The organism is bacterium (assembly GCA_019695335.1).
GTDB lineage: Bacteria > CLD3 > CLD3 > SB21 > SB21 > JABWBZ01.
Map to the genome: position 1 here is coordinate 1 of JAIBAF010000061.1, position 21,228 is coordinate 21,228.

Sequence of the window (21,228 nt, forward strand, 5' to 3'; positions counted from 1 at the left end):
ACAATCTCGCCGATCTTGGATCGGTACTGGACATACTTGGGCCGAGCTGGGACGTCGTGTATTCGGATTGGATGGATGACAGCGGCGGCAATAAAGAACGTACGGCGTTTGTTTTCGACCGGCGTGCAGTGACGTTCAATGGGCTGGCCGCCGAGATCGACGCTCCGAGAGAAAAAAAGGGAATGGAATATCTCGCGACGCAATCGTTTTGGCGCGCGCCATATATGTGTTCCTTTCGTGCGGGCAATTTCGATTTTATCGTCATTGCCACGCATACGCGCTGGGGCGACAGTATCGAAGGGCGTGAAGCGGAACTGCGCATGCTTTCCGAGTGGATCGATTCACGTTTCAAAAATAAATACGTGGAGGATCATGACCTGATCGTGATGGGCGATTTTAATATTCCCCAGATCGGCGATAAATTATTCAAAGCACTCACCGGGCGTGGTCTCCAAGTTCCCGATGCCCTGATCGAACTTAAAGAAGGCGATCAGATTATCAAAGGCTCGAACCTTGGACAAGATGCGCGGTACGATCAAATCCTGCATTTTCCGACTTTGGATAAAAGATTCAGCAAGACGGGCGGTGTGTTCAATTTTTACGGCAGCAATGCTGTGGTCAAAAAACTATTTCCCGATAAAAATTACAGCCTGACGGAATTCAGTTTTCAATTGTCCGATCACTTTCCCGTCTGGGTACAGATCAAAACCGACATCGACGGCGAACGGTTTAACCAGATCATTCAGAATAGTAAGAAAGGGTAGACGTCGAAATGAAAATGAGTGGCGATTTTGACCGGCGAAAATGACCGGCGATTCTGTCTCTTGACGAGGGGTGGGGTAATACAGTAAATTGAAATTTTTTTTTATCGGGTCCAATAGGATTTCTTTTTATACTGTTCATTACTGGAATTAATGCGAGTCGTATATTCTGGCGATTACTCTATAGTGATAAAAATTATTCTCAATAAAAATTAAAGACTGAAAGATAGTGATACGGATGTAAACCAAATGTACATTTCTCAGGAGGATTTCATGACTCAAAGACGACGATGGGTAGCTTTTGCATTAGTAATGATGTTGCCTATCACTCTTAACGCTCAGAATGAACGTGTAACGCCACAGGTTTTGTCCACAACAATTCTGATCGATCGGGATACTGACTTAGAAAGCCTTAGGGAACAATTGCTTCGGGCTTACAAGAATACCAGTATTAAAGAAGTTCAGGACGTGAGGGTTTGGCATGAACTGGCTCTTTCAATCAAATTGTTCTTAAAATCAGTCAAGGTTGAAATTAATGACAATAGTGATCTAAAGATTATTGAAAAAACTAATGAGGAACTCTTTTCTAAAAACTTGTCAATCTATGATAAAACAATTTTAGAACTTGCAAAAGAAATAGCAACCGCATGTAGCGCTCAAATTGATGCGATTATAAATTCAAGGCTTGGCGATGATCCGATCGAAGGCCGAGTCGTAGATAAATTGAATATGATTGGTAACGCAATTTTACAGCTTCCTCAGGAAGTTAAACAAGCACCAATTTTAAGAGATAGTGTCAAAACGCTGTGGGCTGAAATAAAAAACATGGATGACAAAATAGAAAGAACTCATTTCTTAATCTCCAAGATCACCGATGTATTTGTTTTTATCGCTTCGACAAATGGTAATACGGATCTTATTGCAGAAGTTGACAGAGTCAAAGCTATCGCTGAAATCATCAACGAGCTTCATAAAATAATTGACGAATGTAAATTTAATCTGGATGGTGGAAAGGAGTTATTTATCGAAGCTGGAAACGTTAGCTTTAAAATCTGTTTAAGTGATTCAATCCAGATAGACGAATTAGCATATGAATTGACTGCGAGACTTTATCAGATCATGAAAAGTGATCTCATCAATCGAGTCGGTCAGGATCATCCGGCGGTGAAGTATTTTGATGACCTGTATGTGCGTATTCAAACCGTCATATTGAAATTGCATGAAACTTCAGTTGTGGTTAATACTCAAAATCTGATTAGTGATATCGCTGAGTTGGCTAAATTAAAAGAAAGCATTGAAGCCTACATAAAAACAGTTAAAGAACAATTCAAGAATTCTTCTGACAGTTCAGCAATAAATAATAAGTTTAATGAGTTAGATTCGTTGATAAAAGTGAGCATTAGCAAAATTAAAAACCCTTCACTTGCGAAAGGGGTTCGACTCCTTCATCAAGCGCTGACTGAATTTAATAATCAATGTAACGAATTGATACGCAATAAACGAAAACTAGAAGAAGGACGTAATGAATTACTGAATTCGATGGATCGAAGAATTGAAAAGCTCAATGAGGAATTAATCTTAGAATGTCTCATTCGCCCGGCCGTCGAATACACCATCAGGACGGTTATTCCTGAACTTCGGGAAGCGATTGTCTCGAAAGGAAAATTTGAATTTTTGAATCACTTCGGTATTTCTGATAAACCTGAGATTGGCACCGTGCTGGTATATAAGCTTTTTGATGATAATGAAAAACGCTTGGAAGTATTCAGTAATGTACTTTTTAGTAAACCTCGTACGGATTCATCAGCGACTATTGGCCAGCGAAATTTTATAATCGGCTTGTGCGGGAAAGCTTCGAATGAAATAACGGAAATAGGCATGTACCAGACTACGACTTTTTTGAAGTTCGCTGATTTGCTTAATCTGTCTTCGGATTCAAAATCTTCTTACAATTTCGGTGGATACTTGGCTATCAAAGGAAAAGCGCTGGGTGTATTTCGTGCCAAAGCGATCCACCGTTTCTTTCTTGAAGCAGAAAGTTCACAAGTTGTTGCGTATGGAAAAAATGTAAGGACTTCAGCTGGTATGGAACTTCGGTTTACACAATCACGATTTGTTTCAGGCATATTCTATCAATATTCATGGCTACATAAAAAGAAATTATCGACCATCGGAATAACCTTTCCGGCCATTAAATAGGATGCATTAAGATGAATAAAATAATTATCACTACTTTACTGTTATCTTTGACCGGTGCGTATACGCAGGAAATTAATTTCATCAATTATTATGCGAGCAATAACCAGATCGTTGGTGTACCGATGATCGATACAAAAAATATTTTTCGTTTTTACCCGGACGTTGCTTTTCAGGGAGCTATTCGGTCGGCCAAAGTTTATTATTTCGTCAGCAATGATGTATTCGAAAGTTATCTTCTCAAACAAAAAGACGGCCGGTACTGGGAATGTCCGTTACGTCCATTTGAGTTGGGAGAGTCCATTCAAAGGGTAGAAGTCATTTTGGATTGCGAAAAATATATGTTGAATGAATTACTCCGTCAGCATCACATTGAACCAACGGATGACGATTTTAATAATTACTTATTACTTCGGCGTGGCGACGACCGTGCATTATTTGCAAAGTCTTTGCTTCAAACAGAAGCAAATAAAATAGAAGAACTTAAACGCCTGAATACTTTATTGGGTGAATTGTCAACGAAGCTCAAGAATAATATCAATGATGTTGACGCTATTACAGACAATATTGGCAAAGCATCTAAATCAATGAAAGCAAATGAGGAAACTTTGAATAAAATAGATATCTCAATCAATGGTTTGAAGCCATTGGTTAGTGATGTGATGGAGCGTGTTAAGTCAAACTGCGACACCACAATAAAAAATGAACTTGATGCAATTGAGAAAAAAATAGGTAATGCTGAAACTTTGATAATGAGCGCTGTTAGTAATGAACAATCTTCAATTGAATCTATTAATAAAGTAATTTCAAATGAAATTGCTTCTATTACCAAAGATATCGATCAAGTCATTCATTCTGCTAATGTGAATTATCAACAAACGTTTGCAGAATTGTCACAAACGCAATCTACATCATCCAGTGCCGTTGCAGTTCAGGCACAGGTTGCACCACTCTATAGCGCATACGTAGAAAACAGAAATTCAAGTTTACTGGATATTCGTTATAAAGACGGTGAAAAAGACATTATAGAATTCACCTATCGCAATGATAAGAATTCGTTGAAGTATTTACAGGCTTCCGATCCAATAGAAAAACTCAGTATCTTTCGTGCAAGATTAGTTCCCTTCGCCGTCTACGGTGAAAAAGGGGATCGCACGATTCGGTGGAAGCGGGATAGAATCATTTATGAAATAGCATTGAATTTCGGCTATGCCGTCGTCAAAGATGATAACTTCAAGCCGGTGTTTTTTGATCTGAACAGGCTGGGCGTGGGTATTGGCATTGCAGCAGATACCTTCGGCGATCAGCCGAGCTTTTTATCCGTGAGTTTGAGTTATGATATTAATACGTATTCAACCATTTCTTTTGGTACGAATATCGTCGACAAGCCGTTCTTTTTTATGGGCGTAGGGATTAATTCACGTGCATTCAAAGATTTGGTCAAGGAATCGGCTAAGATTTTTTCTGCTTCATCGCAGTAATTTGATACGATTCGACTGTTATTCAAGAGGCGCGTACTTATAAACTATATTAGTGCTGAAAGCAGCCACAAATACATTGCCCACGGCATCAATAATAACACCGGAAGCAAGGCTGCCGCCCGGGAGAAGAATTTTTGCCACTACTTTTCCATACGAATTCATTTTAACAACCCTGTCGCCGCTTCCAGAGTAAATGTATCCTGCGTTATCTTCGGAGAGATAATACTTGAGATCAATCGGGATAAATGAGCGTATGAAACCACCTGTATTAGTAAAAACCTGAACCCGCTTGTTGTCTTCACTTACCATTACGGTTCCATCGTTTAACACGACAATTCCCCAAGGATAAACAAACTGTCCTATTCCACTTCCATTGTTGCCCCACTTTGTGATAAAATTTCCGTCGAAATCAAATTTTTGAATACGATCATTATTGTGATCAACGACATATAAGTATGAATCGTCAACAGCTAAATCGCGAAGTGCTGCGTTAAATTGTCCATTTCCTGTTCCGAAAGAACCAAAAGTCAATAATATATTCCCAAGAGAATCACACTTAATAATGCGACTGTTCCCCGAGTCGGCAATATAGAGATGTCCATTTTTGTCGAAAACGATTCCTCTCGGATAATTTAATCCGGGTGTCATGGAGCGGAGAAAGCTTCCATTTGAAGTAAACACTTGAATGCGATTATTATTCCAGTCTGAAACATAAATATTACCACTACGATCAGTTGCTACTCCAAAAGGACCTATGAATTGTCCATCAGAAATCCCAGCAGTACCCCATTGCGTCACATAGGTATATTTTTGCAAACGATAGCCGCTATCAATTGGGCTGTATGGACTGAACAAACTTGCTGCACCAAAACGAGATCTAACTTTATAAAAATAATCTGTAATAGCTGTAGCGGTTCCATCATTGTAAAGTGTATCTGTTGTTATTGTAATGAGGCTGTAACTTCCGTCCATGCTCCCAGATCGATAAATCTCGTAGCTGCTCACTCCTTTAACGCTATTCCATGAAATAGTGATTTTGTCTTCGTCTGACCCATCAGTTGCCGAAATAATACTGGGTGCTATTAAGCGTCTAAGGTATCCCATATCCGAATCGCTCAACTCACTTACGCGCACACCATTCCTGCACCGAACTTTATAGAAGTATGCAGTCAACGGATCACCTATTGTAGAATCATCATAAACTAGATTCATTGTTGATCCAATAGGATCATATTCTTGTTTTACAGGATTAAAACGGAAGACTTCATAAAACTGTGCAATTGGTGAACCAGTCCACGTAATTCGTATTTTGTCTACAAACTCACTATCGGATGCAGCAACATTGGCAGGACGATCAGTGAGTCCAATTTCAATACTATCGCGATAACCTATATCTTCGTCACTGAAATCACTGACTTTTGAACCGTTTCGGGCGCGAATTTTATAAGAATAAATCTTAAATACTGTTGTTGCACTGGAATCGTCAAAATCCGTTTCATCTGTTGTTCCAATCTTTTGATATTCTGATATAGTCGTATCAGATCGAAAAATATCATAAGATTGAACACTTTGTAAAGGAACCCATGAAATTTTGATGCGGTCAGCAAATGTACCATCTGAAGCTTGAACTTCGGTCGGTGGCAGGATATCCTCAGATTTATTCTCATCACAAGAAATTAACCAAAAATATGAAGTGAGGCAAAGCACTATGATGACTTTCATTTTAACACCTGAAATTTAGATTTGTTATTTTTTTTAGCTTTGATAGAACGCAACAAATATATCATTGGCGCAATAGATTATCAAGCTAATTTGCGTTTTTCATGATTTGGATAATGCTAATATAGTTTTAAACTGTGCTAAAATTCATTTGCATCTCTGCTTTGACTTCTTTAGATTGCCCACGTTTTCACAAACTACATTTCGATCCTTTTTGAGACCTTAGATGAAATCTTTGTTATCGTCGTACGTGACGCTGACGAAACCCACCATTATGCTGCTCGTGATTTTTACGGGAGCGACTGCGCTCTTGGTCGAAGGCAGTCTTATTCATGAACCGGTGAAATTTTTTCTCGTTCTGCTCGGATTGTATCTGACCGGCGGTTGTGCGAATGCGCTGAATCAGTACTTCGAGCGCGATATCGATGCGCGCATGGACCGCACGAAAAAACGCCGTCCTTTGCCGATGGGTGATTTGAGCGCGCGGCATGCATTGATCTTCTCCGTATCGATCGGGGCGATCGGCGTCGTGATATTTGCCGCGGTGTTCAATTGGCTCACGGCGATGTTATCGCTGGGCACGATTTTGTTTTACAGTCTTTTCTACACATTATATCTCAAGCCTAATACTTCCCAAAACATTGTCATCGGCGGAGCCGCAGGTGCGATGGCGCCGGTCGGTGCATGGGCGGCCGCTACAGGCACGATGGCTGTGGCGCCGTGGATCATGTTCCTGATCGTATTTTTCTGGACGCCACCGCATTTCTGGGCGCTGGCTTTATTCTGCAAAGACGATTACGTCAAAGCTAAATTGCCGATGATGCCCGTCGTGAAAGGCGATGACAGCACGCTCAATCAGATGTTTTTTTATTCGATTGTTCTGGTAGCTGTGAGCCTGGGTTTGATCGCATTCGGCGGCGGAGCATTGTATGCAGCCGTCGCGATCGTGCTCGGCGCGATGTTCCTGAAAAAATGCTGGGATGCGAAACACACTAAAACGGAAAAACAAATCCGTGGATTATTCGGCTTTTCAATCGTGTATTTGTTTGCATTGTTTTTTGCGATGATTCTTGACCGGTTTGTGTCGAACGTTCTTTAAAAAATTGACCTATTTGATAAAAATTGGCGCCGATTGTCATGCGAATGTAAAATTTTTCTTGCATGTTTTCGGATGAGCTTTTATATTAGCGACCAATTTACGCTCCCTCAGCACGTTTAGAACATTTTATCTGTTTCTCATAGTGTGTTAGAAGAGCGGGTTCGAACCAAGCATATCTTCCCGCCAAGTTCTTTTTAACATCTTTAAGGTATTATTTTGTTTTTACGCTTTTTCACTGGTTCGGATTATTAATCAAGATTGTGAAAGATATAACGAAGGAGAAACTGCGTGGCGCAAATTTTTTCGAAAAAGGCTAACAAGGTCCCGTTGATCCTGGTTGCAGCCGTGACGTTCGGACTGGTTGGTGCCGTCGGCTTTTTGTGGTATTACGGTTCGCCGAAATTTACCGACGTCGGTTATCGCCCCAAGCAGCCCGTTCCGTACAGTCACAAATTGCACGCGGGTGATCTCGGAATGGATTGCCGCTATTGCCACACGGGTGTGGAAAAATCAGCCGTCGCAATGGTACCGCCGACCAATACGTGTATGAATTGCCATAAGATGGTGTTGACGCAGAGCGAAAAACTTTTGCCGGTGCGTGAAAGTTTTGCCAGCGGCATGCCGGTCGAGTGGGTGAAAGTTCATAAAATTCCCGACTACGCGTACTTCAATCACAGCGTACACATCAATGCAGGCGTCGGATGCGAATCCTGTCACGGCAACGTCGCACAAATGGAAGTGGTCGAACAGAAACAGCCGCTCAGCATGGGCTGGTGTCTGGAATGCCATCGCAATCCCGACATGCATCTTCGCAAGCCCTCCGACATTACCAAAATGGGCTGGGTTCCTCCCAAAGATCAACTCGCTTTCGCCGCACAAGTTAAAAAAGAAAAACATATTGCTCCACCAGAAGATTGTTCAGGATGTCACCGATGAAAGAAAAAAATACGAATAAAACGTACTGGCGCAGTTTGGATGAACTCGCCGACACGGACGAATTCAAAGAACTCGTTCAACGCGAATTTCCCGAAGGCGCTTCGGAAATGTCGAATCCGCTTACGCGGAGGAATTTCCTGAGCCTGATGGGCGCGTCGCTGGCGTTTGCCGGACTGGCAAGTTGCCGCCGTCCCGTCGAAAAGATCATTCCATACGTCGTCAAGCCGGAAGAAATTACGCTGGGTCTTGCCGAGCACTATGCGACCGTGATGCCGTTTGGCACGCGTGCGTATGGCGTGGTCGTCGAAAGCCATGAAGGCCGTCCGACGAAGATCGAAGGCAATCCCAAACATCCGTCGTCGATGGGCGGAACCAATTCATTCATTCAGGCGTCGATTCTCGGATTGTATGATCCGGATCGTTCGAAATTCCCGGTGAATGCCGGCGCTCAAAAAACGTGGGCTGATTTCGTCACCGCATGGCGTGAATTATATACACAATTTGGCGCTTCGAAAGGCGCCGGATTGGCGGTATTGTCGGAATCGTTTGCGTCGCCGACGATGGCGCGTTTGAAAGCAGAATTTATCAAACAATTTCCGCAAGCCAAATGGGTGACGTACGAACCGCTCAGCGATGAAAATATTTATGAAGGCGTTAAAATCGCCACGGGCAAAATGCTGCAGCCGACCTACGATTATTCGCAGACGCAAGTCATTCTCACGCTCGATGCGGATATTTTATATGGTGAAAACGATAACGTTATGGCTGCGCGCGGATTTGCCGACGGCCGCCGGATGAAATCGGAATCCGACTCGATGAACCGTTTGTATGTCGTCGAAAGTACGATGACGGTGACGGGCGGAATGGCCGATCATCGCCTTCGCCTGCAAAACCGCCAGGTCGGCGCTTTTACAGCGGCATTAGCGGTAGCATTACAATCACAAGGTTTGAATATTAATGTCAGCGGTCTGACGTCGTCAGGTTCGTTTGATGAAAAATGGATCAACGCTGTCGCAAAAGATCTGATCAAAAACGGCGGCAAGAGCATCGTCGTAGCCGGAGCCGGACAACCGGTGGGCGTTCACGCGATCGTTACCGCGATCAATGACGCTTTAGGCAACACCGGCAAGACGGTGACGTACCGCGACATGCAGGATGCGAGCGTTTCGAATCGCACCGAATTGGCCGACCTCGTCAAAGCCATGAATGAAGCCAACGTGCTGACGCTGATCATGTTGGGCGGTAATCCGGTTTACAATGCACCGGTTGATCTTGATTTTGCCACCGCTCTCTCTAAAGTTCGCACAACCATTCATCTGAGTTCCCACGTTGATGAAACTTCCAAACTCACAACGTGGCATATTCCGCAAACGCATTATCTTGAAATGTGGGGCGATGCCCGTTCGACTGACGGAACGGTGAGCGTCATCCAACCGCTGATCGAACCGCTTTTTGGTTCGACCAGTCCGATTGAAATGTTGAATCTGATTGCTACCGGACGTGACGTGCGCGGATATGAAATCGTTCGCGAAACGTGGCAGAGTTTATTAAAGGGCCTGGATTTTGAAAAGAAATGGCGGCTCACGCTGCACGACGGTTTAGTCGAAGGCAGCGCGGCAGCAGGTAGCACGATTAAAGTCGATACCAAAGCTATCGGCCAATATGTTGCGGCCAATCCTTTTGCCGGCGATGCGGCTTCTTCCAATGATCTTGAAATTGTTTTCGTTCCTTCCAATGCCTCGTTTGACGGCCGCTTTGCCAATAACGGATGGTTACAGGAATTACCTAACGCGATTACAAAGATCAGTTGGGATAACCTTGCTATCATGAGTCATAAGACGGCGAAAGAGATGGGATTGCATAATAATCTGAAAGACGGCAAATACAAGCAGTCGATGATCCGCCTTGAATACCAAGGCCGCGATCTGATCATGCCTGTGTGGATTCAGCCCGGACAAGCCGATTATTCGATCACGGTTGCTCTCGGCTACGGCCGTACAGACGCCGGCCGGATCGGTAACGATATCGGATTTAATACCTACATGTTCCGTTCTTCATCGGCGCCGTATTTCGACAAAGGTTTGAAAATTACCAAAACCGATAAAACGTATCTCGTCGCTTGTACGCAAGATCATCACGGATTAGATGAAGAAACTTTGGCGAAACAAGGCGTCGAAGAACGTCTGCCGTTGATCTACCGCGAAGCGACATTGGAAGAATATAAAGCCAAACCTGATTTTGCTTCATACAAAGAAGTCCAGCCAGGTTTAGTTCCTCTGATGGGGAAAGACGGTAAGCCGTTGTCGATTTATGATTCACCGGTCGATTACAGCAAAGGTTATCAATGGGGTATGGTGATCGATCTCAATGCATGTATCGGCTGCAATGCTTGTACAATTGCTTGTCAAAGTGAAAATAATATTCCGATCGTGGGTAAAGAACAAGTTGGCAATGGCCGTGAAATGCACTGGATCCGTTTGGATCGTTATTATCGCGGCGACATGGATCAGCCGGAAATGGTATACCAACCGGTAGCATGCCAGCATTGCGAAACGGCTCCATGCGAACAAGTCTGTCCCGTTGCGGCGACCGTTCACGACAAAGAAGGATTGAACACCATGGTGTACAACCGCTGTGTCGGAACACGTTACTGTGCCAACAACTGTCCTTATAAAGTTCGCCGCTTTAACTTCCTTGACTACAATGGCGGCGTCAGCGGTTTCTTCCAGCATGATATGCCTGAAATTCTTAAAATGTCGAAGAATCCGGATGTCTCGGTCCGCCAGCGCGGTGTTATGGAAAAATGTACGTATTGCGTGCAGCGTATCAGCGAAGGTAAAATTGCCGCGAAAAAAGAAGGCCGTGAAGTCAAAGACGGTGAAATCATGTCGGCGTGCCAGCAAGGCTGTCCGACGAACGCGATCGTGTTCGGTAATATCAATGATCCGAACAGCCAGGTTTCTCAATTGAAAAACCATAATCGCCGTTACGATCTGCTGGCGGAATTGAACGTTCGTCCGCGTACGTCGTATCTGGCGAAATTACGCAATCCCAATCCTGAACTTGAAGTGAAGGTGGGTTAATCAACTTTCAGTTATCAACTTAACGAGAAGCATTGTGAGCACGACAACACATCCTACGGACATGCACGGCGAACCGGTTTTGGTTACGGGTAACCCGACCTTCACAACGGTCACCGATGACATCAGCAGAGTAGTCGAAAACAAACCGCCCCGCGTATGGTACATTGCTTTCGGCGTCGCCGTGAGCTTTCTCATGGTTTTCCTGGTGGCGTTCGGATATTTATTATGGGAAGGAACCGGTATCTGGGGCATCAGCGTTCCCGTCTCCTGGGGTTTCGCGATCGTCAACTTCGTCTGGTGGGTCGGTATCGGCCACGCCGGTACGTTGATCTCAGCTGTTTTGTTCCTCTTGCGTCAGCGCTGGAGAACATCAATTAACCGTTTCGCAGAAGCGATGACAATTTTCGCCGTTATTTGCGCGTTAATATTTCCCGGTATTCACGTCGGTCGTATCTGGGTGACGTACTGGTTTGCACCGGTGCCTAATCAGATGAGTATGTGGCCGAATTTCCGCAGCCCGTTGCTGTGGGACTTTTTTGCTGTCGGAACCTACTTCACGGTATCGCTGATGTTTTGGTACGTCGGTTTGATCCCGGATTTAGCAACGCTTCGCGATCGCGCGAAAAAAGGTATTCGCAAAGTCATGCTTGGTGTTTTTGCACTCGGATGGCGCGGCGGCAATCAACAATGGAAACATTACGAACTGGCTTACTTGATCCTGGCCGGTTTATCAACGCCGCTCGTTTTGTCCGTGCACTCGATCGTGAGTACCGACTTTGCGACCAGTATTCTTCCGGGCTGGCACACGACGATCTTCCCTCCTTACTTTGTTGCCGGCGCTATTTTCTCCGGATTTGCGCTCGTGATGACGCTGTCATTGATCGCCCGTAAAATTTTCAAACTCGAACATATTATCACAATGTATCACCTTGAGAATATGAATAAGGTGATGATGGTAACCGGTATGATGGTCGGTTATGCGTACAGTTGTGAATTTTTCATCGCTTGGTACAGCGGCAACGAATATGAAGCGTTTGCTTTTATCAATCGCGCATTCGGTCCTTACTGGTGGGCTTACTGGTCGATGATTTTCTGTAATGTCGCCGTGCCGCAGGTTTTTTGGTCGAAGAAAATGCGTACGAGTATTCCCGTGATGTTTGTGGCTTCTATTTTGATCAATATCGGTATGTGGTTTGAACGGTTCGTCATCATCGTGACGTTATCGCGTGATTATCTGCCGTCGAGCTGGGATTATTATTCACCGACAGCGTGGGATTGGCTTACGTATCTCGGAACGTTCGGATTATTCTTCACATGTTTCTTGTTGTTTATCCGGTATCTGCCGATGATTTCAATGGCGGAAGTGAAAGGTGTTTTGCCTCAGGCGCATCCGCATCACGGCAACGGTCAGCATCATTAAAAGATTTTTATTATAACGGGGTTTTATTATGAGTGAAACGAAAAAAGAGCCGACGTATTTTCTGGCGGAATTTGACGGACCCGGCGGTCTGCTCGAAGCGGCTAAGAAAGTGCGTGATGCCGGCTACAAAATGTTCGACTGCCATTCGCCTTTCCCGATTCACGGCATGGATCAGGCAATGGGACTGAAACGTTCTCCGCTCGGAGTGATCGTATTCTTATGCGCATTCACCGGCGTTTTCAGCATGATCGCGTTAACGTACTGGGTCAGCGTCGAAGCGTATCCACTGATTATTTCCGGGAAGCCGTTGTTCAGTTATCCGGCGTATGCACCGCCGATTTTTGCCATTGGGGTATTAACGGGCGGCATCACTTCGCTGCTCGGTATGCTGGCGCTTAATAAATTGCCGCGACCGCACCATCCGTTATTCAATTCCGAATCGTTTGGGCGTGCAACATCGGACAGTTTTTTTGTCAGTATCGAATCGGAATCTTCTGAAGATGAAAATAAAATCCAATCGTTTTTATCCTCAATCGGCGGAAAAAATGTGGAGGTTATAAAAGGCGAATGATGACTAGTAATCTGAAACACCAACGAACGATTGTTACAATCGTTCACGCAACGGTCATCGCGATGAGCGTGGTGATGCTTGCGTCATGCCAGGGCCGTCCTTCGGATCAGCCTCCCATTCACGTCAATCCGAACATGGATCACATGCCCAAATACAAAGCGCAATCGAAGAGCGAATTTTTTCCAAACGGATCGACGATGCGTGAACCGGTCAGTGGAACAGTATCGCAGGAACAATTGCGAGCCGACGATGTGTATTTTACCGGACGCGATGCTTCCGGGAAGCTCGTTGCTAAAATGCCCATGACCGTTACGATGCAATTACTGCAGCGCGGACAAGAGCGGTTTAATATCTATTGCACGCCTTGTCACGGACAAACCGGTAAAGGTAACGGGATCGTTGCTCAACGCGGATTTCTTCCTCCGCCGACTTTCCATTCCGACTTGATCCGGAATTATCCCGATGGTCATATTTTTGACGTGATCACTAATGGTATCCGCAACATGCCGGCATACCGTTATCAAGTTCCCGTCGAAGACCGCTGGGCGATTGTCAGTTATCTGCGCGCTTTGCAGCGCAGCCAAAATGCCGCGCTCACGGATATTCCTGAAGATAAGCGAAAGGACCTCAAATAGAGATTGGCCTATGAAATTTAACAGTCAAACTTTTACCATCTCCGAAGCCGGATCGTTCGGCCAAAAAGCTTTGATCGTCGGCGGAATCGGTTTAGCGGCTTCAGCCGCCGGATATTTTATTGATCCGAAACAATTTTATTTTTCATACCTGACGGCGTTTGTTTTCTGGGCGTCGATCGGTATCGGCGGTTTATTCTTTACACTGTTGCATCACTTAGTCGGTGCGACATGGAGTATCGTATTGCGCCGCATTGCCGAAACGACGGCGACCTCTTTGCCGGTGATGCTGATCCTGTTTATACCGGTCGTTCTGGGGATGCACGATTTGTATCACTGGACGCATACCGAAGTTGTTGCTGGTGATGCGATTCTCCAAAGAAAATCCGGATACTTGAATATTCCGTTCTTCCTGATCCGTACGGTGGCATATTTCACCGTGTGGACAGTGTTTGGATGGATGCTCTATAAGATGTCACTCAAGCAAGACAATGGTGATCAGTCGGGCAATGAACGTATGCGTACACTGAGCGCTCCCGGTATGATCTTGTTTGCACTGTCAACGACGTATGCGGCTTACGATTGGCTGATGTCGCTTGATCCGCATTGGTATTCGACTATTTTCGGCGTGTATTATTTCGCCGGCGGTTTACTGGGCGTTCTGAGTTTCTTTGCAGTTTTTGCATTATACCTGCGCAAAAAATCAGTTTTAGCCGAAACGATTACGGTCGAACATTATCATGATTTAGGAAAATTATTATTCGGTTTTACAATTTTCTGGGCGTATATCGGATTTTCACAGTTTTTCCTTATCTGGTATGCTAATATTCCTGAAGAAACGGTTTATTACCTTCACCGTTGGGAAGGGTCGTGGAAATATGTAAGCCTGTTGCTAATTTTCGGTCATCTCATGTTACCCTTCCTGGCCTTGATTGCCCGCGCGCCCAAACGTAATCTAAACGTATTGAAAGTCATAGGATTCTGGTTACTCTTCATGCATTGGGTGGATATTCACTGGATGGTATTGCCTACGTTGCATCATCATGGTGTGAGCTTGTCCTGGATGGATTTGACGGCCATGATGGGTGTCGGAGGTATTTTTCTGTGGTTCTTCTGGCAACGCTTCAGCGCCAACGCGCTTGTACCCAAAGGCGATCCAAGATTGGAAGCATCGATTCATATCGTCAACTAAATTGTAATTAGGAATATTGTTATGGAAGATCGTAGAGAATTATCGCAAGAACACGGACATGAAAAACATGTCGTCCATGCGGAGCATGTTGGTGCCGAACATGGCGGTGTGGATTATGAACGGCGCGATGCCAATCCTAAAAAGATTTTGATTTTCACTGTGACGCTGGTAATTATTATTGCCGGACTGATTATGGGTTTGAGCGAGTATTTTCTGTTTGTGACGGACGCTCAGGTAGCCGAAGCGGTCTTGAAAAAAGAAGATGCGCGTTTGCGCGATCTTCATGCGATGGAAGACGAAGTGTTGAATTCATATAAAGTGTTGGACGCAGAAAAAGGGATTTATCAGATTCCTATCAATCGCGCAATGGAAGTTCTGGCTGACGAAGCTTTCCGCGCTCAGCAAATGTCCAGTAAGAAGTAAGGCTGTTTTTTGAAAAACGGTTTCTACATCTGTTCTTTTATAATCGGACTTTTTTTTTCACCGGCTACGTACGCGCAGGCCGTGTTGAAAGATCCGCCGCAACTGCGTGGAATCGATGTCGAAGAGCATCTCGGTTCGACGATTCCGCTCGATCTGGAATTTACCAACGATGCCGGCGAAAAGGTTAAACTCGGACAATATTTTCATCAGGGCAAACCGGTTATCATCGTTTTAGCTTATTACAATTGTCCGATGTTATGTACGTTGGTGCTCAATGCGGTGACTGAATCGGTGAAACAATTGACATGGACACCGGGTAATGAATTTCAGATTTTGACGCTCAGTATTGATCCGCTTGAGACTTCGGATTTGGCCGCAGCAAAAAAACGGAATTATTTGAAGTTTTTGGATAAACCCGGCGCCGAGGACGGTTGGAGGTTTTTCGTTGGAGAAGACGCTTCCATCCATCAATTGGCTGATGCGTTGGGTTTCAAATATTTTTATGTTGAAGAACGTAAAGAATACGCGCATCCCGCGGTTGCTTTTATTTTAGGTGAAGACGGCAAAATTTCGCGTTATCTGTACGGTATACAATTCAAAGAACGCGATATGCGGTTGGCGCTTGTGGAAGCGTCGGAAGGTAAAGTTGGCAATACAATTGATAGGATACTTTTATATTGTTATCACTACGACCCACAGGCCAAAGGCTATGTCGTATTTGCAACGAATGTGATGAAACTGGGCGGACTTTTGACTATGGTATTGTTGGGAACGTTTGTAGCGGTTTTATGGAGAAAAGAAAGCCAGCGCAAAGATCAGTTGGTAAAATCGGATGAGAATCAGAAAGTTTAATATACAGTTCGTTACTATCGTTTTAACTTTTAGAAAGTCGAAGATCAATGAATGAAAACGGCTCTTTTTGGATGCCTTCAGCGGAGTCTACATATGCCGGTGATATAGACGGGATTTTTCATTTCGTTTATTACTGGTCCATATTTTTCTTCGTCATTGTCGTATTGGGCATCGTTGTTTTTGCGATCAAATACCGTCGCAAAAAACTTGAAATGACTCCGGACTTGTCCCACAATAATACTTTAGAAGTCATGTGGACGGCATTTCCGGCTATTCTTGTCATGATCGTTTTTGTGTGGGGGTTCAAAGATTACATCAAAATGTCCGTTGTTCCTAAAGACGCGTATGAAATCAAAGTGACCGGCCAAAAATGGTTCTGGTCGTTTGAATACGCGGAAGGTGCGACCACAGTGAATGAATTGGTTGTGCCGGTTGGCCGTCCAATCAAACTTTTGATGTCATCCCAAGACGTGATTCACTGTTTATATTTACCGAATTTCCGTACGAAACGCGACGTGTTGCCCAACCGCTATTCGATGACGTGGTTTGAAGCCGTAAACGTCGGGGAATTTCCGGTGTTTTGCGCCGAGTATTGCGGGACCAAACATTCGGAAATGATCGGTAAAATACGGGTATTGAGTGAAACCGATTTTAAAAATTGGCTTGAGACAAGCAGCGCCAGCGGCGAAGGCATGGCGCCTGAAGAATATGGTGCAAAATTGTACGTATCCAAAGCCTGCATTACTTGCCACAGTATTGACGGCAAGCCTGGAACGGGACCGAGTTGGAAAGGCGTTTTCGGAAAACAAGAACACCTTGCCGATGGGAGCACAGTGCTGGTTGACGAAAATTATATCCGCGAATCGATGTTGAATCCACAGGCTAAAGTGACGGCAGGATTTCAACCGGTGATGCCAACATTTCAAGGCATCCTAAAGGATCGCGAAATCGATGCGATCATCGCGTATATCAAGTCTTTAAAATAAAAATGTAAAGGTAATGTTATGGCAGCTACAGTTGCTGACACCAAAGCTTCGATGGCTTATGCCGAAGTCAATTATCTCAACGAACCGAAAGGACTAAAGTCCTGGTTGTTGACATTGGACCACAAACGTATCGGTCTGATGTATTTTTTTGCTATCATGACGATGTTCTTTCTCGGCGGCATATTTGCACTGTTGGTCCGTCTGGAATTATTTACTCCTAAACAGGATTTTTTTGGCGCCGATACGTATAATAAGTTTTTTACGCTCCACGGAGCCATCATGGTATTCTTGTTTATCATTCCGTCGATTCCGGCAGCATTGGGCAATATTATTTTGCCGCTTCAACTCGGCGCTAAAGACGTTGCATTTCCCAGGCTCAACCTGGCGAGTTGGTACGTATACGTGACCGGTGCATTGTTTGCAATTTATTCGATGGTGACCAATGCCGTGGATACAGGATGGACGTTCTATGCTCCGTACAGTACGACGACTAATACGGCGGTCATTTCCATGACGATGGCTGTTTTTATTTTAGGTTTTTCGTCAATTTTTACCGGTCTGAATTTCCTTGTTACCATTCATAAATTACGTGCTCCGGGCATGACATGGTTTAAGATGCCGCTCTTTGTCTGGGGACTTTATGCAACGGCGCTTATTCAGGTTTTAGCGACTCCCGTGCTTGCGATTACCGTCGTGTTGCTTATGTTGGAGCGGGGGCTCGGGATAGGGATTTTCGATCCGGCCATGGGCGGCGATCCGGTGTTATTTCAACACTTTTTCTGGTTCTACTCGCACCCGGCTGTCTATATCATGATTCTTCCCGGTATGGCGATCATTAGCGAATTGATCACGGCGTTTTCGCGTAAACAAATGTTCGGATATAAATTCGTTGGTTTTTCGAGTTTGGCGATTGCATTGACCGGCTTTATGGTGTGGGGACACCACATGTTTACCAGCGGCCAATCGGAATTATCAGCGGTTATTTTTTCTTTCATTACGTTTCTGGTTGGTATTCCATCCGGTATAAAAATTTTCAATTGGCTTGCTACGATGTATCGCGGGTCAATCACTTTACAAACTCCTATGCTGTGGGCGTTTGCCTTTTTATTTCTTTTTACGATCGGCGGTCTGACCGGAATTTTTCTTGGGGCCATCTCTTTAGATATCCATCTTCATGATACGTATTTCGTAGTTGCGCACTTTCACTATGTGATGATGGGTGGTACGGTCATGGCCTTGATGGGAGGTATTCATTATTGGTGGCCGAAGATATGGGGACGCATGTATAATGAAAAACTGGCACGGTTTTCAGTGTTTTTTGTTTTTGTAGGATTCAACGTGACGTTTTTTACACAATTTATTTTGGGAACGCGCGGAATGCCACGCCGCTATTACCAATATTTGGAACAATATCAAACGCTGCACGAAATATCAACGGTCGGATCGTGGCTATTGCTTTTGGGATTTGCCATCATGGCTTTTTATCTAATCCACTCGATTTTCAAAGGTAAAGTGGCAGGTAATAATCCTTGGGGCGCCTTGACATTGGAATGGACGACGAGTTCGCCTCCGCCGGCGCACAATTTTGAACGTCAGCCGATTGCTGTTAACGGGCCGTACGATTTTGACAAAGTAGCGGCAGAGATTACATACGAAGGTACGCCGGGCTTTGGCGAAACGGTTGTGGCCAAGAAAGAAACAACTGAAGTCAAACATTAATACAATAACAACAAGGTCATTATGTCGATGAATCATGCAGCTGAACATCCGGCACATCTGGCACATCATTTTGCCGATACGGAGCAGCAAAAAGAATCCGCCAAGCTCGGGATGTGGTTTTTTCTGCTGACTGAAGTACTTACTTTTGGCGGACTGTTTTGTGCCTATGCCGTTTACCGTGCGTGGCATCCTGAAATGTTTTTCAATGCTCACAAAGAGCTCAGCCTTATGGCCGGAACGATCAATACGATTGTACTGATTACCAGCTCTCTTACAATGGCTCTTGCCATTCGATCGATGCAATTGGGCGACAAGAAACAAGCGATGATGCATTTGGCATTAACGTTCTTGCTTGCGGCAACGTTCCTTGTTATCAAGTATTTTGAATACAGTCATAAATTTCACGAAGGCCAATTGCCCGGAAGATTTTACACGTATACCGGCATTGAGGGCTCAAATCCTCATGTTTTCTTCAGTATTTATTTTGCTATGACAGGATTACATGGTATTCACGTGATGGGCGGCATGTGCTTGATTGCCTGGTTGTTTTTCAAAACAAAAAACGGCGCCTTTTCACCTGAATATTATACGCCGATTGAAATGACCGGCTTGTTTTGGCACTTAGTCGATTTGATTTGGATTTTCTTATTCCCATTATTTTATCTGATAGGATAAGCCCATGAGTAAAGAATCTTCACAACACGGACATCATCATGTTTTGCCATTGAGCACCTACTTGGGTGTCGCTTCTGCGCTGTTGATACTAACGGCTATTACAGTTTGGGTGGCTCAATTTCATTTTGGAGAATGGAATTTGGTTGTGGCCATGATCGTGGCTGCTACTAAAGCGATTTTGGTTGCATTGATCTTCATGCATTTGTTGTATGATAATAAATTGTATTTAGTCGTGTTTGCCAGTTCAGTATTATTTCTCGCCGCATTCATTATTATTACAATGTTTGATACTCTGCGCCGCGATGATATTTATGAATTTTTGGAAAAGCCGATACACTCCAATGCGGCCATGTATCAGGTCGATTCGACCAAAACTGCTGCAGGGATGGATTCATTAAAAACCATGATGCCAGCGGATAGTACGGCTAAGTGAGTTTTGAAAAATACGTAATTTTTTGGCATAGGGAACATTATAACAATGTTCCCTTTATTGTTTAAAAGGCAAACCAAATGAAGATCATGAAGTTCTTATTATTAGCGGCGATTGCGTCGCTTGTATTAGCCGGCGTTACGTATCTTGCAATGAGACAACCGGCCGATGTTGCTGCTGAAATCCAAAGATTCGGGCCGGTAACGGCGTTTGAATTTACAGAGCGTAACGGCCAGACTTTTACGACCGACAATTTAAAAGGTAAAATCAACATAGTGGATTTTATTTTCACGCGCTGTCCAGGGCCTTGTCCGATCATGACGGGTAAAATGGCAACCATGTATCGGCGGTATGCTAATGATCCCCGTATTCAGTTTATATCTATCTCGGTCGATCCGGCCAATGATTCATTGAGCGTATTACGAGCTTACGCAGAAAAATACGGTGTGAGCGATAATCGGTGGGCTTTTTTGCGCGGGCCTATCGAGGAAGTCCATCGTGTATCGGAACAAGTATTCAAATTGGGAGGCGAATTGCCCAACTTGCATAGTTCTAAATTTATTCTAGTAGACAGCGAGGCTAATATTCGCGGATATTACAGCAGTGAAGAAGGCGATGCGATTATAACATTACAAAACCATATTGATCAACTTGTAAAGGTGCTTCCGTGAATCCAAGTGAATTACCCGCTTTAAATGCAGTTTTAAACTCGGTTAGTGCAGTCTTGTTAACTGTCGGTTATTTTCTGATCAAAAAGAAAAATCGTTCTGCCCATAAAACAGTCATGATCGCAGCTTTAATTACATCCGGCCTGTTTTTAACATCCTATTTAATATATCATTTTGAAGTCGGATCGGTTCCCTATCCGCATTACGATTGGACACGGGTTGTTTATTTCGCCGTGTTAATTCCGCATGTGATTCTCGCCATGGTCATGACGCCATTTATTATCGTAGCCGTATGGCATGCTTTTCATAATAATTATGATAAACACAGGAAACTTGTGCATTGGGTATGGCCTGTGTGGATGTTTGTTTCGGTGAGTGGGGTAGT

The 21,228-nt window shown here is 44.2% G+C and carries 19 protein-coding genes; 18 read left to right on the plus strand and 1 reads right to left on the minus strand.

Annotated elements, in window-relative coordinates:
• From K1X84_13430 to K1X84_13440, 3 genes are all read left to right on the plus strand, one after another.
• On the plus strand, positions 1-764 hold a 764-nt coding region (locus K1X84_13430; protein ID MBX7152637.1), incomplete at its 5' end, for an endonuclease.
• Between the two features lie 270 nt (positions 765-1,034).
• On the plus strand, positions 1,035-2,960 hold the full coding sequence (locus K1X84_13435) for a hypothetical protein (protein ID MBX7152638.1): 1,926 nt from the start codon (positions 1,035-1,037) through the stop codon (positions 2,958-2,960).
• Between the two features lie 11 nt (positions 2,961-2,971).
• Positions 2,972-4,438 (plus strand): hypothetical protein, encoded by a 1,467-nt coding sequence (locus tag K1X84_13440; GenBank protein MBX7152639.1) that lies wholly within the window; start codon positions 2,972-2,974, stop codon positions 4,436-4,438.
• Positions 4,439-4,456: 18 nt separating this feature from the next.
• Here the strand turns inward: K1X84_13440 and K1X84_13445 are convergent, their stop codons facing one another.
• The gene (locus tag K1X84_13445) at positions 4,457-6,160 is read right to left on the minus strand and encodes a hypothetical protein (protein ID MBX7152640.1); all 1,704 of its coding nucleotides are present in this window, start codon (positions 6,158-6,160) and stop codon (positions 4,457-4,459) included.
• A 223-nt stretch (positions 6,161-6,383) separates the two neighbouring features.
• On the opposite strand from K1X84_13445, the gene K1X84_13450 reads away from it, so the two are divergent.
• From K1X84_13450 to K1X84_13520, 15 genes are all read left to right on the plus strand, one after another.
• Positions 6,384-7,256 (plus strand): heme o synthase, encoded by an 873-nt coding sequence (locus K1X84_13450; protein MBX7152641.1) that lies wholly within the window; start codon positions 6,384-6,386, stop codon positions 7,254-7,256.
• Positions 7,257-7,544: 288 nt separating this feature from the next.
• Positions 7,545-8,192: a cytochrome c3 family protein gene (locus tag K1X84_13455; protein ID MBX7152642.1), complete on the plus strand. Its 648-nt coding sequence runs from the start codon at positions 7,545-7,547 to the stop codon at positions 8,190-8,192.
• The gene (locus tag K1X84_13460; GenBank protein ID MBX7152643.1) at positions 8,189-11,275 is read left to right on the plus strand and encodes a TAT-variant-translocated molybdopterin oxidoreductase; all 3,087 of its coding nucleotides are present in this window, start codon (positions 8,189-8,191) and stop codon (positions 11,273-11,275) included. The genes K1X84_13455 and K1X84_13460 overlap by 4 nt, the downstream gene beginning before the upstream one ends.
• A 61-nt stretch (positions 11,276-11,336) precedes the next feature.
• On the plus strand, positions 11,337-12,695 hold the full coding sequence (gene nrfD, locus K1X84_13465) for a polysulfide reductase NrfD (protein MBX7152644.1): 1,359 nt from the start codon (positions 11,337-11,339) through the stop codon (positions 12,693-12,695).
• A 28-nt stretch (positions 12,696-12,723) separates the two neighbouring features.
• Positions 12,724-13,266, plus strand: a complete 543-nt coding sequence (locus K1X84_13470) for a DUF3341 domain-containing protein (protein MBX7152645.1) — start codon at positions 12,724-12,726, stop codon at positions 13,264-13,266.
• 62 nt (positions 13,267-13,328) lie between these two features.
• Positions 13,329-13,901 (plus strand): cytochrome c, encoded by a 573-nt coding sequence (locus K1X84_13475; GenBank protein MBX7152646.1) that lies wholly within the window; start codon positions 13,329-13,331, stop codon positions 13,899-13,901.
• A 10-nt stretch (positions 13,902-13,911) separates the two neighbouring features.
• On the plus strand, positions 13,912-15,090 hold the full coding sequence (locus tag K1X84_13480; GenBank protein ID MBX7152647.1) for a hypothetical protein: 1,179 nt from the start codon (positions 13,912-13,914) through the stop codon (positions 15,088-15,090).
• A gap of 21 nt (positions 15,091-15,111) precedes the next feature.
• A complete protein-coding gene (locus K1X84_13485; protein ID MBX7152648.1) occupies positions 15,112-15,513 on the plus strand; it encodes a hypothetical protein in 402 nt (133 codons plus the stop codon).
• A gap of 9 nt (positions 15,514-15,522) precedes the next feature.
• Positions 15,523-16,365, plus strand: a complete 843-nt coding sequence (locus tag K1X84_13490) for an SCO family protein (GenBank protein ID MBX7152649.1) — start codon at positions 15,523-15,525, stop codon at positions 16,363-16,365.
• A gap of 47 nt (positions 16,366-16,412) precedes the next feature.
• Positions 16,413-17,351: a cytochrome c oxidase subunit II gene (gene coxB / locus K1X84_13495; GenBank protein ID MBX7152650.1), complete on the plus strand. Its 939-nt coding sequence runs from the start codon at positions 16,413-16,415 to the stop codon at positions 17,349-17,351.
• Between the two features lie 18 nt (positions 17,352-17,369).
• The gene (gene ctaD, locus K1X84_13500; GenBank protein ID MBX7152651.1) at positions 17,370-19,070 is read left to right on the plus strand and encodes a cytochrome c oxidase subunit I; all 1,701 of its coding nucleotides are present in this window, start codon (positions 17,370-17,372) and stop codon (positions 19,068-19,070) included.
• Positions 19,071-19,091: 21 nt separating this feature from the next.
• Entirely contained in the window at positions 19,092-19,745 is a 654-nt protein-coding gene (locus tag K1X84_13505; protein MBX7152652.1) for a cytochrome c oxidase subunit 3 family protein, read from the plus strand.
• A gap of 4 nt (positions 19,746-19,749) precedes the next feature.
• The gene (locus K1X84_13510) at positions 19,750-20,178 is read left to right on the plus strand and encodes a cytochrome C oxidase subunit IV family protein (protein MBX7152653.1); all 429 of its coding nucleotides are present in this window, start codon (positions 19,750-19,752) and stop codon (positions 20,176-20,178) included.
• Positions 20,179-20,264: 86 nt separating this feature from the next.
• A complete protein-coding gene (locus K1X84_13515; protein ID MBX7152654.1) occupies positions 20,265-20,846 on the plus strand; it encodes an SCO family protein in 582 nt (193 codons plus the stop codon).
• Positions 20,843-21,228 (plus strand): DUF420 domain-containing protein (locus K1X84_13520; protein MBX7152655.1); only part of this gene is annotated, 386 nt, incomplete at its 3' end. The genes K1X84_13515 and K1X84_13520, both read left to right, overlap by 4 nt.